This is a genomic window from Spirillospora sp. CA-128828 (assembly GCF_050945415.1).
In the GTDB taxonomy this organism is placed as follows: domain Bacteria; phylum Actinomycetota; class Actinomycetes; order Streptosporangiales; family Streptosporangiaceae; genus Spirillospora.
Genome location: NZ_CP191986.1, coordinates 6,802,489 through 6,817,388, shown reverse-complemented (window position 1 = coordinate 6,817,388; position 14,900 = coordinate 6,802,489). Strand labels below are relative to the sequence as shown.

14 protein-coding genes are annotated in these 14,900 nt (G+C 71.9%); 9 read left to right on the top strand and 5 right to left on the bottom strand.

Annotated features, from left to right (window positions below; genetic code table 11):
• Positions 1 to 37: 37 nt before the first annotated feature.
• The 7 genes from ACQPXG_RS32855 to ACQPXG_RS32825 all read left to right on the top strand — a co-directional run bounded on the left by ACQPXG_RS32855 (position 38) and on the right by ACQPXG_RS32825 (position 6,463).
• Positions 38 to 1,015, top strand: a complete 978-nt coding sequence (locus tag ACQPXG_RS32855) for an STM4015 family protein (RefSeq protein ID WP_433463020.1) — start codon at positions 38 to 40, stop codon at positions 1,013 to 1,015.
• The gene (locus tag ACQPXG_RS32850) at positions 1,012 to 1,965 is read left to right on the top strand and encodes an STM4015 family protein (RefSeq protein WP_433463019.1); all 954 of its coding nucleotides are present in this window, start codon (positions 1,012 to 1,014) and stop codon (positions 1,963 to 1,965) included. Before ACQPXG_RS32855 ends, ACQPXG_RS32850 begins: the two co-directional genes overlap by 4 nt.
• Entirely contained in the window at positions 1,962 to 3,032 is a 1,071-nt protein-coding gene (locus ACQPXG_RS32845; RefSeq protein WP_433463018.1) for an STM4014 family protein, read from the top strand. The genes ACQPXG_RS32850 and ACQPXG_RS32845 overlap by 4 nt, the downstream gene beginning before the upstream one ends.
• Positions 3,020 to 3,820 carry an STM4013/SEN3800 family hydrolase gene (locus ACQPXG_RS32840; protein WP_433463017.1) on the top strand — a complete coding sequence of 267 codons (801 nt, stop codon included), beginning with the start codon at positions 3,020 to 3,022 and terminating at the stop codon, positions 3,818 to 3,820. The genes ACQPXG_RS32845 and ACQPXG_RS32840 overlap by 13 nt, the downstream gene beginning before the upstream one ends.
• Positions 3,817 to 5,097, top strand: a complete 1,281-nt coding sequence (locus tag ACQPXG_RS32835) for an STM4012 family radical SAM protein (protein ID WP_433463016.1) — start codon at positions 3,817 to 3,819, stop codon at positions 5,095 to 5,097. The genes ACQPXG_RS32840 and ACQPXG_RS32835 overlap by 4 nt, the downstream gene beginning before the upstream one ends.
• Positions 5,097 to 5,981: an STM4011 family radical SAM protein gene (locus tag ACQPXG_RS32830; RefSeq protein ID WP_433463015.1), complete on the top strand. Its 885-nt coding sequence runs from the start codon at positions 5,097 to 5,099 to the stop codon at positions 5,979 to 5,981. The genes ACQPXG_RS32835 and ACQPXG_RS32830 overlap by 1 nt, the downstream gene beginning before the upstream one ends.
• 95 nt (positions 5,982 to 6,076) lie before the next feature.
• Positions 6,077 to 6,463: an ATP-binding protein gene (locus ACQPXG_RS32825; protein WP_433463014.1), complete on the top strand. Its 387-nt coding sequence runs from the start codon at positions 6,077 to 6,079 to the stop codon at positions 6,461 to 6,463.
• Positions 6,464 to 6,544: 81 nt separating this feature from the next.
• Here ACQPXG_RS32825 and ACQPXG_RS32820 read toward each other — a convergent pair whose 3' ends face one another.
• Genes ACQPXG_RS32820 through ACQPXG_RS32810 form a run of 3 tightly spaced genes read right to left on the bottom strand, consistent with a single transcriptional unit; the run spans position 6,545 to position 9,420 of the window.
• The gene (locus ACQPXG_RS32820; protein WP_433463013.1) at positions 6,545 to 7,696 is read right to left on the bottom strand and encodes a DUF6745 domain-containing protein; all 1,152 of its coding nucleotides are present in this window, start codon (positions 7,694 to 7,696) and stop codon (positions 6,545 to 6,547) included.
• A 10-nt stretch (positions 7,697 to 7,706) separates the two neighbouring features.
• Positions 7,707 to 8,033 carry a hypothetical protein gene (locus ACQPXG_RS32815; RefSeq protein ID WP_433463012.1) on the bottom strand — a complete coding sequence of 109 codons (327 nt, stop codon included), beginning with the start codon at positions 8,031 to 8,033 and terminating at the stop codon, positions 7,707 to 7,709.
• Between the two features lie 58 nt (positions 8,034 to 8,091).
• On the bottom strand, positions 8,092 to 9,420 hold the full coding sequence (locus ACQPXG_RS32810) for a threonine/serine ThrE exporter family protein (protein ID WP_433463011.1): 1,329 nt from the start codon (positions 9,418 to 9,420) through the stop codon (positions 8,092 to 8,094).
• Positions 9,421 to 9,615: 195 nt separating this feature from the next.
• On the opposite strand from ACQPXG_RS32810, the gene ACQPXG_RS32805 reads away from it, so the two are divergent.
• The gene (locus ACQPXG_RS32805; protein WP_433463010.1) at positions 9,616 to 11,709 is read left to right on the top strand and encodes a RecQ family ATP-dependent DNA helicase; all 2,094 of its coding nucleotides are present in this window, start codon (positions 9,616 to 9,618) and stop codon (positions 11,707 to 11,709) included.
• 37 nt (positions 11,710 to 11,746) lie between these two features.
• Here the strand turns inward: ACQPXG_RS32805 and ACQPXG_RS32800 are convergent, their stop codons facing one another.
• Positions 11,747 to 12,253 carry a pyridoxamine 5'-phosphate oxidase family protein gene (locus ACQPXG_RS32800; RefSeq protein WP_433463009.1) on the bottom strand — a complete coding sequence of 169 codons (507 nt, stop codon included), beginning with the start codon at positions 12,251 to 12,253 and terminating at the stop codon, positions 11,747 to 11,749.
• A gap of 2 nt (positions 12,254 to 12,255) precedes the next feature.
• Complete coding sequence (locus ACQPXG_RS32795) at positions 12,256 to 13,374, bottom strand: serine hydrolase domain-containing protein (RefSeq protein ID WP_433463008.1); 1,119 nt, start codon at positions 13,372 to 13,374, stop codon at positions 12,256 to 12,258.
• A gap of 492 nt (positions 13,375 to 13,866) precedes the next feature.
• Between ACQPXG_RS32795 and ACQPXG_RS32790 the strand changes: the two genes are divergently transcribed.
• A complete protein-coding gene (locus tag ACQPXG_RS32790) occupies positions 13,867 to 14,892 on the top strand; it encodes a LysR family transcriptional regulator (RefSeq protein WP_433463007.1) in 1,026 nt (341 codons plus the stop codon).
• Positions 14,893 to 14,900: the final 8 nt, after the last annotated feature.

Below are 14,900 nucleotides of genomic sequence, written 5' to 3'. Positions count from 1 at the left end.
ATAGGACATGTGCCGACGATCGTTTGAAGGGGGACCCATGGGCGTGTATGAGCACCTTGAGGAGTACGCCGGCCTGCCGGTGGCCACGTTCAACGAGGACACCGGCGCGGACGAGGAGGAGGACGACGGTCGCGGCGCGGGCGCCGACCCGGTCACCGGGGAGGAGTTCCCGCCCGCGGCCGAGGCCGCCTGGTTCGTCGGGACGTCCTTCGACGAGGAGCCGTTCGGCGACGTGTTCGCGCGGTTCCTGCAGACCATCGACACCGCCGAGGTCACGGCGCTCATCATCGGCTACTGGGGCGCGTCCTACGACGACGGCGCCGCCGACCCGGTGGCGCTGCTGACCGAGGCGGCCGCGTCCTTCCCGAAGCTGCGCGCCCTGTTCGTCGGCGACATCACCGGCGAGGAGGCGGAGATCTCCTGGATCGAGCATTCCGACATCACGCCGCTGTTCACCGCGTTCCCCGGCCTGGAGCGGCTGGACGTGCGCGGCGCGCAGGGGCTCGTCCTGGACCCGGTCAAGAGCGACAGGCTCAAGGTGCTGCGGTTCGAGTCGGGCGGGCTGCCGGCGCGGATCGTCCGGGCCGTCGGGGCGAGCGAGCTGCCGAGCCTGGAGCGCCTCGACCTGTGGCTCGGCGAGGAGAACTACGGCGGCGACACCGCCGTCGCCGACCTCGCGCCGTTCCTCGGCGGCGACCGGCTGCCCGCGCTGCGCCATCTCGGCCTTGAGGACAGCGAGATCCAGGACGAGATCGCGACGGCGGTCGCGGGCGCGCCCGTCGTCGCGCGGCTGGAGTCGCTCAGCCTCGCGATGGGCATCCTGACCGACCAGGGCGCCGAGGCGCTGCTGTCCGGCCAGCCCCTCACCCACCTGCGGAAGCTCGACCTGCACCATCACTTCCTGTCCGACGCCATGGTCGAGCGGGTGCGGGCGGCGCTGCCCGGCGTCGAGGTCGACCTGGACGACCAGGAGAAGCCGGACGGGGACTGGCATTACATCGCGGTGTCCGAATGATCCAGGCGCGCCTCTCCTCCTTCGCCGGCCTGCCCGTCCACACCTTCGACGGCGAGCCGGACGGTCCGCTGCCGGCGGCGGGCGACGTGGCCTGGGGCGTCTACCATCACGTTCACGACAACGGGGTGTGGGGCGCGGAGGTCCCCGCGAACCTCGACCTCTTCCTCCGGGCGGTCGACACCACCCAGGTCACCCACCTTGTCATCGGCTTCTGGGGGTTCGACGTCGAGGAGTTCTCCCCGGTGGAGTGGCTGGTGGACAAGGCCGGCCGGTTCCCGCGCCTGCGCTCCCTGTTCCTGGGCGACATCCTCGACTGGGACCTGCACATCTCCTGGATCCAGCACGGGGACATCTCGCCGCTGTTCCGCGCCTACCCGGGTCTTGAGCACTTCGAGATCCGCGGCGCGTCGGACCTGCGGTTCGAGCCGCTGCGCCACGAACGGCTGAGGGCGCTGCGGATCGAGTCCGGCGGGCTCCCGGCCGAGGTCGTGCGGGCGGTGACGGCCGGCGAGCTGCCCGCGTTGGAGCACCTGGACCTCTGGATCGGCTCGGAGTGGTACTCGGGGACGTCCGAGGCCGCGGACTTCGCGCCCTTCCTGACCGGTGAGCGGTTCCCGTCCCTGAAGCACCTCGGCCTGGAGAACGGCCCGTTCCAGGACGAGCTGGCGGAGGCACTCGCGAGCGCCCCGGTCGTCCCGCGGCTGGAGTCGCTCAGCCTGGCGATGGGCATGCTGTCCGACCGGGGCGCCGAGGCGCTGCTGTCCGGCCAGCCCCTCACCCACCTGCGGAAGCTCGACCTGCACCACGCGTTCTTGAGCGAACCGATGGTGGAGCGGCTGAAGGCGGCGCTGCCCCGGGTCGAGATCGACCTCGGCGAGGCCGTGGGGCAGGCGGAGTGGGTGGGCGACGAATGGGCCTCCAGCGCCTCGTACATCGCGGTGTCGGAATGACCCTCGCGGTGGTCGGGACGCCCGGTGACCGGCGTCCCGCGCTGTTCGCGTCGGCGTGCCGGTCGGCCGGGCTGCCCGAGCCGCGGCTCATCCCGTGGACGGACGTGCTGCGCGGCGTTCCGCTCGGCCTCGATGCGGGCGAGGTGGTCCGCGTCGACTCGCCGGGCGAGGATCCCGAGGCCGACGCGCTGCTACGCGGCGCGGGCGCACCGGCCCGGGTGGGCGGCGGGGCGCGCTGGCACCGGACGTTCATGGCGGCGCTGCGGCGGCTGGCTTCGGCGGCGTCGGCGTCCGGCGCCCGGATCCTCGGTGACATCGACGAGATCGGGGTCATGTTCGACAAGCGGCTGTCCCATGTCCGGCTGCTCTCCGGTGGAGTGCCCGTCCCGGCGGCTCTGCCCGATGTCGATGGATACGCGGCGCTTCGTTCCCGGATGGACGAGATGGGGGAGCGGCGGGTGTTCGTGAAGCCGGCGCACGGCTCGTCCGCCTCCGGGGTCGTGGCCCTGCAGACCGCGCCGGGCCGGGTGCGCGCCGTGACCTCGGCGTTCATGGCGGGTGACCGGCTGCTCAACTCGCTGCGCGTCCGCTCCTACGAGACCGAGGACGAGGTCGCGGCGCTGATCGACCTCCTCGCGCCGGACGGCCTGCACGTGGAGAGGTGGCTGCCCAAGGCCACTCTCGGCGGGCGGGTGTTCGATCTGCGTGTGGTCGTCGTCGGCGGCGAACCCACGCATGCGGTCGTCCGGACCAGCCGGACCCCGATGACGAACCTGCATCTGGGCGGTGCCAGGGGAGACCTCGGCGCTGTGCAGCGCGCGCTCGGGGAGGACGGCTGGCGGCGGGCGCTCGACGTGTGCGCGCGGGCCGCCGCCTGTTTCCCGGGCAGCCCGATGGTCGGTGTCGATCTCCTCGTGGGTTTCGGGCTGAAGCGGTTCGCGGTGTGCGAGGTGAACGCCTTCGGCGACCTGCTTCCCGGGCTGACCGGGCTCCCCGGGAGTTCCGCCGAAGGGCTCGACACTTACGCCGCCCAGGTCAGGGCGATGTCGCAGGCATGTACGACATGAACGAGGTCATCGGCGGCCACGATGTGCTGCTGGTGACCCTCGACACCCTGCGCTACGACGTGGCCGCCGAACTGGCCGCGGCGGGGGAGACGCCGACACTCGCCGGTCTGCTCCCGGACGGACGGTGGGAGCGGCGGCACACGCCGGGCAGTTTCACCTATGCCGCGCACGCGGCGATGCTGGCCGGGTTCCTGCCGACGCCCGCGTCCCCAGGGCCGCATCCGCGCCTGTTCGCCGGGGCCTTCCCGGGCAGCGAGACGACCGCCCCTGGGACGTGGACGTTCGATGCGGCCGACCTTCCGTCCGGGCTCGCTACCGCCGGCTATCACACGGTCTGCGTGGGCGGGGTCGGCTTCTTCAACAAGCTGACGCCGCTCGGATCGGCGCTCCCGTCGCTGTTCGCGGAGAGCCATTGGGAGCGCGAGTTCGGCGTCACCGACCCGGAGTCACTGCCCAACCAGATCGACCGCATCGCGGAGATCATGGCACGGCTGCCCGCCGGACGGCGCTTGTTCCTGCTGCTGAACGTCGCCTCCCTGCACCAGCCCAACTGGTTCTACCTGGACGGCGCGACGCGCACGGACGGGGATACGCGCGCGACCCACGCGGCCGCGCTTCGCCATGTCGACGCCCATATCGGCAGGTTGTTCGCCCTGATGCGCCGTCCCTGTTTCGTCATCGTCTGTTCCGACCATGGGACGGCGTACGGCGAGGACGGCCACACGGGTCATCGCATCGGCCACGAGGTCGTCTGGACCGTTCCGTACGGGGAGTTCGTTCTGCCGTGACGCCTTACCAGGGATACGTGTACGCGTACCCGCACAAGACCGCCTACCGTCCGCTGCACCCTGCGCCCGCACTGCGGGACGTGTGGGCGGACGAACCACTGGACGCCCTCTTCCTGTACATGCACGTGCCCTTCTGCGAGATGAGGTGCGGCTTCTGCAATCTCTTCACCCGCACCGGCGCACCCGAGGAGCTGACCGGCGCCTACCTGGACGCGCTCGACCGGCAGGCCACAGCCGTCCTCGGCGCCTTGGACGCACCCGTCTTCGCCACCGCGGCGTTCGGCGGCGGCACCCCCACCTACCTCACCGCGTCCGAACTGGGAAGGCTCTGCGACATCGCCGGGCGGTTCTCCGGGTTCGGGCCGATTCCCTTGGGTGTTGAGACGTCCCCTGCCACCGCCACCACCGACCGGCTGACCGTTCTCGCCGAACGCGGAACCACGCGCATCTCCATCGGTGTCCAGAGCTTCCTGGACGAGGAGGCGCGGGCGGCAGTCCGGCCACAGAAACGCGCCGAGGTGGAGGCCGCGCTGGACCGGATCCGGGCCGTGGGGTTTCCGGTGCTCAACATCGACCTCATCTACGGCATCGACGGCCAGACGGCAGCGACCTGGATGCACTCTCTGGACGCGGCTCTCGCGTGGCGTCCGGAGGAGATCTATCTGTATCCCCTCTACGTCCGGCCGTTGACCGGTCTCGGGCGCCGTGCCCGTGACTGGGACGACCAGCGCCTCACCCTCTACGGAATCGGCCGCGACCACCTGCTGGCGGAGGGCTACGAGCAGGTGTCGATGCGGATGTTCCGGCTGCCCTCCGCTGACGCGGGCGGAACCGAGTACTGCTGCCAGACGGACGGCATGGTCGGCCTGGGCTGCGGGGCCCGCTCGTACACGTCCCGCCTGCACTACTCGTTCGAGTACGCGGTCGGGACGAGCCAGGTGCGTTCCATCATCGACGACTACGTGCGCGAGTCCGATTTCGACACCGCCCGAGTGGGTTTCGAAGTGGACGACGATGAACGCCGCCGCCGGCACCTCGTCCAGTCCCTTCTCCAAACGGCCGGGGTTGACCGGAGTGCGTACCGCGCGCGCTTCGGCACCGATCCGATGGACGACTTCGCAGCGGATCTGACGTCGTTCGGCGACCGTGGATGGCTGGAAGCGACCGAGAGCATCATCCGGCTGACGCCGGAGGGGCTCGCCTATTCCGACGCCATCGGACCGGCCCTGTTCTCATCCCGCGTCCAGACCCTCATGGACGCCTACGAGGCGCGCTGATGGACCACCTGACGCTCCTCTACCGAGGGCCGCTCGCGAGCTGCGACTACGACTGCCCGTACTGCCCGTTCGCAAAGCGCCGCGACACGCCGGAGCAGCTGCGCGCCGACCGTGCCGCGCTCGAACGCTTCACAGGATGGGTCTCCGGCTGCGGGCACCGCGTGTCCGTCCTCTTCACGCCGTGGGGTGAAGGTCTCGTCCGGTCCTGGTACCGGCGTGCCCTGACCGGCCTCAGCCACCTTCCGCACGTCGAGCGGGTCGCGATCCAGACGAACCTCAGCCACCGCGTGTCGTGGACGGCCGGTGCAGACCTCACACGGCTGGCGCTGTGGGCGACCTACCATCCCGGTCAGGTCCCCTATGAGCGGTTCCTTGGCAAATGCCGCGATCTGGCATCGCGCGGGGTTCGCTTCAGCGTCGGGATCGTCGGGCAGCCCGAGCATCTCGACGCCGCCCGCCGCCTCCGCGCCGACCTGCCCACCGGGACCTATCTCTGGGTCAACGCCGCCGAGGGACGTGCCTACGACGACGCCGAGGCAGCGTCCTGGACCGAGATCGACCCGCTGTTCCCGGTCAGCCGCCACCCGCACGCGAGCCGCGGCCTCCCATGCCGGACGGGTGACACCGTCGTGTCGGTGGACGGAGACGGCACGGTGCGCCGCTGCCATTTCGTCCCGTCCGTGCTGGGCAACCTCTATGACGGCTCGTTCAGGGACGCCCTCGCGCCGCGCCCTTGCCCGCTGGACGCGTGCGACTGCCACATCGGGTACGTCCACCTCGAACCGCTCGGCCTCTACGAGACGTTCGCCGGAGGCATCCTCGAACGCATCCCCGCACTTCTCCACCACGAGCCTCCACCACGAGCGGTGACGGGAAGCGGTTGACCGGCCCGAGCCGGACATCGCAGTGCGGGCGGATCCCGTGCACGACCGCCGCCGAGGGCGCATGCTTGCGTTAGCCGGCGAGCTTAGGCGGATCCGTGGACCATCGACAGCGACCCCACTTCGTCCTAGCGCTGAAACCGGTGGACGCCGCCGTGCGCGCGGCGCGCGACACGGTGCGCGCGGCCTTGGAGGGCTGGAACCGGTCCGACGTCAACGGTGACCTGGAACTCATCACCAGCGAGCTCGTCACCAACGCGATCCGCCACGCGAACACCATCACGCTCGTCCTCTACCTGCCCGATGACGACACCGCCATGGTGGAGGTGTGGGACGACAACCCGGAAGGCCCGGCCGCACCAATCGTCGACCTGCAAGCGGAAGGCGGCCGGGGGCTCATGCTCGTCGGCGCCCTCGCGCACTCCTGGGGCTGGCGTTCCACCGGCGAAGGAAAGGTCACCTGGGCGCAGACCGCCACCCTGTGAAGGGGCGGGCGCCCTCTGGTGACCGGGGAAAGGGAGACCAGGGGCGCCCGGCCGACCGGGAGCGCCCGGCCGCTCCCAGGCTCAGGTCTGCTTCTCGGGCCGGTAGTCGGCCTCGTCCACACCGAACGTCCAGGCGACGCCCGCGCGCGCTGTGCGGGTGCCCGGCGGGACGCGCAGATAGTAGGTGCGGTGTGTCCCGTCCGGCTCGGGCGTGGAATTGACCACCTCCACCATGACCACCGGTTCGTCGCCCTGCAGATCAATCGACCACAGGACGCCCGTTTCGTCCCGGTGCAGGGGCCGCGCCCCGGTCTCGGCCAGGTAGCGGTCGTAGCCGAAGATCTCCAGCATCACGCGGCGCAGCTCGGCGTTCTGCTCGGACGAGATGCGGTCGGGCGTGAGATCGGCCAGCGACTCGACGAAGTCGGGCGGGATCGGCATGCCGCGCCAGGCGTGCAGCGCGAAACCGTCCGGGTAGGCGAGGGCGGGACCGTCTCCGCGGTGCAGCCGCCCGGGCTCGTCGCGGTGCAGCTCGGCCGGACGCTCCGAGAGGATCACGAGCCGCTCGTAGGGCCACCACCAGCCCGCCGAGCGGGCCACCTCCGCCAGCCCGGCGAGCGGGCCGTCGAGGCGTCCGAGCGACTCGAACAACGCCAGCCACGGTGCGTCGTGCTGGCCGAGGACGGCGTCGAGCGTGGCCGCCCGCAGGAGTGACCCGGCCGCGTCCTCCTGCGGGGTCGATCGATCGTTCCCGGCCGCGACCGGCCGGCCGTGCGCCTGTTCGCCCACGGCGCCGCGCACCCGGGTCACCAGGGCCTGCACCTGGTTCCAGAGCAGGCCGCCGGTCTCGGCCCAGGTCCGCGGCCACTGCTCCGGCCCCTGTTCGGAGCAGGCGGCCGCGCGTTCCGCCTCCCACGGGCGGGTGCGCACGTCCGTCAGGACGCTCGGCCCTGCCCCGCCGTCACCGAGATCTGCGCGGGCCTGGTCCAGCAGGTCGTCAAGCCCGGCCGCCTTCAGCGCGTCGCCATGCCCGGCGAGGACGGCCGCCACGACGGCGCCGCGGGCGGGGGAGGGCACCCACACGTACCGTTCCGGGGCGTCCAGGCCCGCGGACAGGTAGGCGGCGGCCACGCCCGCCTCGGCCCGGGCCCGGTCGGCCGGGCCGGTGGCGAACGCCGCCGCCTGCCAGTCGCCGACGACGTAGTGGGTCTCGCGTGCCGTTCCGGTGAGCATCCCGGGCCCCTCAGTCGGCCACGACGCGGACCGCGCCGGGCACGTACTCGCGCTGGCGGATCACCCGGTACCAGCCCTTGGGCAGGGTGATCGGCGCGTGCTCCTCGTGCACCAGCCGCCCGCCGGACGGCAGGTGCAGATGGTCCGGGGCGAGCGGATCGGGGGTGCGCAGTAGCGAGCCGGGCGCGGTCAGCGCGTGCGCGTGCCCGGTGGCCTCGCCGAGCGCGAGCACCATGCGGCCCCGGCCGTCGCGCGGGGACGGCGGCAGGTCGCGGACGGACCGCGGGACCGCCTCCTCGGGCAGGGGCAGGATCAGGACGTCTCCCTGTCGGTACATGTGGCGAACGTAACGTCCGCCACTGACAGAAAAGGGAGCACCGACAGAACCGGGAGGGTCAGAAGCCGCGCGTGCGGCGGGCTGCAGGGCGGGCCCAGCGTCCGGACGCGCTCAGCCCGACACGCTGGAACGCCCGGACGAGCTCGCCGCCGAGGTTCACGCCTGCGCCCAGCGCGAGGGCCACCGATACGGCGCCGATGAGGCTCAGAACTCCCGTGCTGGGGTCGCCGGTGTTCAGTTCGACCATGCCCCGGTAGAGCGCCGTCCCGGGCAGAAGAGGTCCGATGGTCGGGACCACGTACGGCATGACGGGCTGCCCGTGCCTGCGGGCGAGCCAGCTCGCCAGCACACCGACGATGGTGGCGGCCAGGGCCGCCGCCAGGACGGGTGGAACGTGCCATCCGCGGACCACCACGTACAGCACCCAGATCAGCCCGCCGCCGAGGGCCACGGCCGTCAGGACGTCCCGCGGCGCGGCGAGGGAGATGGCGAACGTCAGCGAGATGGCGGCGGCGGCGATGACCGCGATGGGCTGCAGGTCCGCCGCCGGAGCGGGCAGATGCCGGACGTTGACCTGCACGCCCATGCTGACCGCGACGTAGACGACCGCGCCCAGCCCGGCGACGATCGCCGCGATCATGAAGAACACCTCCAGCACCCGCGCCCCCGCGCTGACCAGGTCGCCGGTGATGCCGTCCTGGATGCTCGCGACCAGCGGACGTCCCGGCAGCAGCGCCAGGATCGCGCCGGTGACGATCGTGGCGGCCTGGCCCGGGTTGCCCATCGCGACCACCGCCGCGGCCGCCGCGGCGCCGATCGCGGCGGCCACCGTGAGCTGGAAGAACTCCGCGATGCCGCGACGCGCCAGGTAGGCGGCGGCGCGGTCGCCGAGCAGGGTGGCGAAGAACGCGGTGATCGCCACCAGCGGTCCGCCGCCGGACAGCACGCTCCCCGACGCGGCGATGAGCCCGAGCGAGACCACGAGCAGCCAGGACGGATACGGGGGACGGCCCCTCTTTATCCCTGCGACGCGCTTGTGGGCCTCGTCCAGTTCGAGCATTCCGATGGACGCGTCCTGCACGAGCTGGTGCAGCGCGGCGAGCCGCCAATAGGCCGGGGTGCGGCGCCGGATGGCACGTGTCCCCGTCATCGGCGCCGCTCCCCCTCCGGGGTGCGCCGAGACCAGGAGGCTCGTCAGTGTGACCTGGACCTCGCAGCGGGGGAGCTCATAGGCCACGGCCAGGCCGAGCATCGCCTCGTTGACGCGCTCGGTGGTCTCGCCACTGGCCAGGAGCAGTTCGCCCACACGCAAGACCAAGTCGACGGCTCTCGGATCGACGACCTCGCCTGGCTCATCTTCGGGCGGTTCCGGGAGTGAGCCGTCCATCAGGACCTGCCATGTCCGCCGCAAGCGTTCAGCCGCGCCCATACCTCCGCTTGTGTCCCTTCCCGCCCTTGTCGCCGATCTTGCCTGGCAGGCTACCCGTGTCCCCGGCGTCCCAAATCTGCGGCGACCGCCCCACCTTTTCCACAGAACGCGATTCTGGTGCGGTGTCTTCCACGGCGCTGGTACCAAGGACGCATGAGCTCTTCAGACAGCCTGCGGGACGAGGCCGAGCGGTGCCTGCGCGCCCTGGCCGGCGAGCACGCGCGGCTCCGCGACGACCAGTGGACGGCGATCGGCGCCCTCGTCGTCGACCGGCGCCGGGCGCTGGTCGTCCAGCGGACGGGCTGGGGCAAGTCCGCCGTCTACTTCGTCGCGACCCGGCTGCTCCGCGAGCGCGGCGCCGGCCCGACCGTGATCGTCTCGCCGCTGCTCGCGCTGATGCGCAACCAGATCGAGGCGGCCGACCGGGCCGGCATCCACGCCCGGACGATCAACTCGTCCAACACCGGCGACTGGGAGCAGATCTTCGCCGAGGTCGAGGCGGGCGCGGTCGACGTGCTGCTGGTCAGCCCCGAGCGGCTCAACAACCCCGACTTCCGCGACCTCGTCCTCCCCAAGCTCGCCGCCGGGGCCGGGCTGGTGGTCGTCGACGAGGCGCACTGCATCTCCGACTGGGGCCATGACTTCCGGCCCGACTACCGGCGGCTGCGCACGCTGCTGGCCGAGCTGCCGCCCGGCATCCCGGTGCTCGCCACCACCGCGACCGCCAACGCCCGCGTCACCCAGGACGTCGCCGAGCAGCTCGCCGGCGACGACGCCCTCGTCCTGCGCGGGCCCCTCGAACGCGAGTCGCTGCACCTGGCCGCCGTGACGCTCCCCACCGCCGAGCAACGCATCGCCTGGCTGGGCGAGCACCTCGGCGAACTGCCCGGCTCCGGCATCATCTACACTCTGACCGTCGCCGCCGCCCACGAGATCACCGGCTGCCTCCGCGACCACGGGTACGAGGTCGCCGCCTACTCCGGCCAGACCGAGCAGGCCGAACGCCTGCAGGCCGAACAGGACCTCCGGGACAACAAGCTCAAGGCCCTCGTCGCCACCAGCGCGCTCGGCATGGGCTTCGACAAACCCGACCTCGGCTTCATCGTCCACGTGGGCGCCCCGCAGTCCCCGGTGGCCTACTACCAGCAGATCGGGCGGGCCGGTCGCGGCGTCGACCGCGCCGAGGTGATCCTGCTTCCCGGCCGGGAGGACCGCGACATCTGGGCCTACTTCGCCAGCCTCGCGTTCCCGCCCGAGCACATCGTCCGCAGCACGCTCGACGTTCTGGACACCGCCGGCAGGCCGCTGTCCACCACCGCGCTCGAACCGCTCGTCGATCTCAACCGGGCCCGGCTGGAGATGATGCTCAAGGTCCTCGACGTGGACGGCGCCGTGCGCCGCGTCAAGGGCGGCTGGACCGCCACCGGCGAGCCCTGGGCCTACGACCGGGAACGCTACGAGCGCGTCACCGCGGAACGCCGCCGCGAGCAGCAGGCGATGCTCGACTACATCGCGACCCCGGCCTGCCGGGAGGAGTTCCTCCGCCGCCAGCTGGACGACCCCGCCGCCACCGCCTGCGGCCGCTGCGACAACTGCACGGGCCGCCATTGGTCCACCGACGTCACCCAAGAGGGCGCCACGAAGGCCCGCGACCGCCTGCACCGCCCCGGGGTCGACATCGCTCCCCGCCGCATGTGGCCCACGGGCGTCAAGGACGACCTCGGCGTCTCAGGCCGGATCAAGCCCGAACTGCAGGCCGAGACGGGGCGCGCCCTGGGCCGCCTCACCGACATCGGCTGGGGCAATCGCCTCCGCGACCTGTTCGCCGCCGACGACACCGAGGTCCCCGCCGACCTGATGGAGGCGGTGGTCAAGGTCCTCGCCGCCTGGAACTGGACCGCCCGCCCCACCGGCGTGGTCACCATCGGCTCCCGCTCCCGCCCACGCCTGGTCACGACGTTCGGCCAGAGCATCGCCCGGATCGGCCGCCTGCCCCACCTCGGCGAGCTGACCCCGGTCGGCGAACCCGTCCCGCGCCGCCACAACAGCGCGCAGCGCCTCGGCTCCGTCTGGCACACCCTGACCGTCCCCGACGACCTGGCCGCCGCCCTGTCCGCCAACAGCGGCCCCGTCCTCCTCGTGGACGACCGCGTCGAAACCGGCTGGACAATGACCGTGGCGACCCGCCTCCTCAAAGAGGCGGGTGCCGGCCCGGTGCTCCCCCTGGTCCTGGCCACCCCCACCTGACCGCTGGACCCGCCGCACACCGGCTCGCGGGGCCGGGTCACTCGGCGGGTGTGTAGCGGGTCTGCGCGAAGGTGCCCTTGGTGAAGGTAAGGATCTTGGTCGGCCGCACGGCGAGGACGAGCGCCTCGCCTGATTCGTGGGTGAAACCGGCATCGGTCACCTGGTACCGCCACTGGCCGTCCCACTTGGCGGCCCAGGCGCCGGCGAGCCGTTCGAGGGCGGTGCGGTCCGTGACGCGCCGGGCCTCGCCCTCGACCATGACGTCGAGCCCCTGCGTCCAGTCGTTGCAGCCGGTCGTCAGGACGACGTGGGGGTTGCCCGACAGGTTCACAGCCTTCTGCTCTTCGGGACCGGTGCAGAAGTGGAGAGCGTCGTCGAGCCAGACCGCCACCAGGGGCGTGACGTGCGGGCGCCCGTCGGCGTGGACGGTCGTGATCCAGAAGAGCTGGGCGGTCTCCAGCACCTCTCGGGTGGCCGCCCAGGGCGTCGCCTGTGCGTCCGGGGCGCTGAACCGCTCGTCGAGCCGGGTCACCGGATCCTGCATGGTCACTCACTCCGATCGGGTTGGAAGGCGTCACAGACGATGCGGTCGATCCGCGACACCGCCGCCAGGTCGAAGTCGAAGCGGTTGCGCGTCACCGCGACGGCCACGCCGGAGTCGATGTCGGCGAAGGCGGCTGAGCCGTTCATGCCCACCATCCCGAAGGTCGATCCGGGGCGCGCCTCAACACCGGGTCGGTAGGTGCCGAAGCCGAAGGCCCACGTGCTCGGCACGCCCATGACCTCGTCCATGCCCTGGAACCGGACGGCCGCCATGCCCGCCCGGCGAGCGGGGGAGACGAGGTCGACGCCCTCGACGTGCCCCAGCAGCGCGGCGTAGACGCGGGCCGCGCCACGGGCCGTCATGGTGCCGGCGGACGGGATGTCCGAGCCGAGCACGTCGTGCCGGTTGGCGTAGGCGGCGTCGGACCTGATGCCCGGCGGGATCGCCCGGTCCGCCGGCGATCCCGGCTCGGGCGGCGGGGGAGGCGGCCCGGCCTGCGGTTCCTGGCGGGCGACACGGTCCAGCAGGGCGGCGGGAACTCCGAAGTGCACCTCGTCCTCGATGCCGAGCGGCACGGTGACGGCCTCGCGCAGCCACCACGACAGGGTGCGCCCGGTCGCCCGGCGCGCGATCTCGCCGAGCAGGAACCCGAACGTCTGCGCGTGGTAGCCGAAGCGGGTGCCGGGCTCCCACCAGGGCCTGGACTCGGCGAGCACCGCGCACATGTGGTCCCAGTCGCACAGGTTCCCGACCGTGGTGTCGTAGGGCGGGGCGGGAACGCCCGCGGTGTGCAGGAGCACGTGGCGAAGCGTGATCCCGTCCTTGCCGTGAGCACCGAACTCGGGCCAGACGTCGGCGGCTCGCATGTCGTATTCGAGTTCACCGCGCTCCACGAGCACATGCGCGAGTGCCGAGGCCACGCCCTTGGCGGTGGAGGCCGAGTAGAAGAGCGTGTCCGGGGCCACGGCGGGCCCCCGCCGGGTGTCCGCCACCCCGCCGACCGCGTCCGCCACGACCCGGCCGTGCTCGATCACCGACACCTGCAACCCGACCTCGGCGCCGGACGCCACCATCTCGTCGACCGCCGCCTGGACGCGATCCCGAACCCCTTCACGGCTCATGACGAACCGACCACCACCACTCCTGATGACGGATCCCCTGCACTCCTACCCGGCCCGACCCCACCACGCACAGCCCCCCACTCGGCCTGGGCAGACGCGGTGGCCGTGGGGCGTCCGGCGCCCGCGCGCCCCCGTGGGCGCGGGCGGGACGATCGGACCGGCCCGTGCGCGCGGCCCCGCGCACGGGCCGGCGTCCGTTCCCGGCGCCGCGGCGGAGAAGGGCCGCGGCGAACGGGAGTCGGGGCGCCGGGCGGCGGCCCCGGCGGCCGGCACCGCCGGGGCGCGCCCGGGAGCGCCGCCGTCCGGGTCGGGACGGATGACGGCGGCGAAGAGCGGCTCCAGGGGAAAGTGTTCTAGAGGTTAGAAAAGTATGTCCAGTTGTTTTGGAGAACATCTTGAGATAAGTTCAGAAGGAAATGTCATCATTTCCGGCTCAGTTGACCGTCCGGCCATTTCCGCCGGGCGACCGAAGAGGTAGTAATGTCCCTCCCCGTGTCACCGAATCTCGACGCGCTCCTCGACTGCCCGCCCGGGCTGCTCGACATGACGTTCGACCAGTTGCGGACATTGCTGGTGGTGCACGAGACGGGGTCGGCGCTGAGGGCCGCCCGGGTTCTCGGGCGCGAGCAGTCGAGCGTCCAGAAACAGCTCGACACGCTGAACCGGAACAGCCAGACCCTTTGCGGTGAGGTGCTGACCGTCCGGCAGGGGCGCGGAAAGGACTTCCTGTTCACCCCGACCGGTGAGACCACGGTCGAACTGGCGCGCATGACGTTCGAGAAATGGCTGGAGTCCATTCACTGGAGCCGGCGTCGCCTCGGCCGCATGCTGACCGTCGGCACGACGGAGTTCACGTTGCCGATCGTGTCCCGTGCGTGGGATCGGGTCTCGGAGGAGTTCCGGCAGCGCGAGGTGGAGTTCAAGGTCGCCCACGTCCGGACCAAGGACCTGTGGTCACGCCTGGAGACCCGCCAGGTCGACCTCATCTGCGGCAGCATCGTCAGCACCCCGGAGGGCGACCTGCGCCTGAAGGAGTACGAGGTCGTCGAGTACGCCCGGGGCCAGGCGCTGCTGCTCACCAACCTGACCGTCGACGAGCTGCCGGACACGCCCGTCGCCACCAGCGGACTCGCCCGCGTCCCGCTGGTGGTGCCGCCCGCCGGGCTCGTCGCCGACCTCCTCGCCACCTGGTACGGGACGAACTTCCGGGAGCGGCTCAACGTCGTCGCCGACATCGACGACGTGCACTACGGCCTGTCGCTGCTGCGGTCCGGTTTCGTCCGCGGGAGCATGATCGTCACCGGCTCGATCGGCCGTGGCATGGCCGCGCAGGAGGACCCGGACGCCGCTCCGCTGCGCGCCGTGGGGCTGCACGACGATCTGGAGCCCAAGGCCGAGCTCATGACGGGCGCCTTCGTCCGCCGCGCCGACCTCGAACGGTACGACGCCGGCCACCCCCTCAACCGCCTCTGGGCCGCGGTCAAGGAGGACGTCCGCACCTACACGCCCCTCGCCTGAGGGGCCCC

Bases quoted from the DNA above. Each gene is read 5' to 3' on its own strand.
- ACQPXG_RS32840 (WP_433463017.1), top strand. From the start codon at position 3,020: ATGTACGACATGAACGAGGTCATCGGCGGCCACGATGTGCTGCTGGTG.
- ACQPXG_RS32820 (WP_433463013.1), bottom strand. From the start codon at position 7,696: ATGCTCACCGGAACGGCACGCGAGACCCACTACGTCGTCGGCGACTGG.
- ACQPXG_RS32850 (WP_433463019.1), top strand. From the start codon at position 1,012: ATGATCCAGGCGCGCCTCTCCTCCTTCGCCGGCCTGCCCGTCCACACC.
- ACQPXG_RS32855 (WP_433463020.1), top strand. From the start codon at position 38: ATGGGCGTGTATGAGCACCTTGAGGAGTACGCCGGCCTGCCGGTGGCC.
- ACQPXG_RS32815 (WP_433463012.1), bottom strand. From the start codon at position 8,033: ATGTACCGACAGGGAGACGTCCTGATCCTGCCCCTGCCCGAGGAGGCG.
- ACQPXG_RS32800 (WP_433463009.1), bottom strand. From the start codon at position 12,253: ATGCAGGATCCGGTGACCCGGCTCGACGAGCGGTTCAGCGCCCCGGAC.
- ACQPXG_RS32795 (WP_433463008.1), bottom strand. From the start codon at position 13,374: ATGAGCCGTGAAGGGGTTCGGGATCGCGTCCAGGCGGCGGTCGACGAG.
- ACQPXG_RS32805 (WP_433463010.1), top strand. From the start codon at position 9,616: ATGAGCTCTTCAGACAGCCTGCGGGACGAGGCCGAGCGGTGCCTGCGC.
- ACQPXG_RS32810 (WP_433463011.1), bottom strand. From the start codon at position 9,420: ATGGACGGCTCACTCCCGGAACCGCCCGAAGATGAGCCAGGCGAGGTC.
- ACQPXG_RS32845 (WP_433463018.1), top strand. From the start codon at position 1,962: ATGACCCTCGCGGTGGTCGGGACGCCCGGTGACCGGCGTCCCGCGCTG.
- ACQPXG_RS32830 (WP_433463015.1), top strand. From the start codon at position 5,097: ATGGACCACCTGACGCTCCTCTACCGAGGGCCGCTCGCGAGCTGCGAC.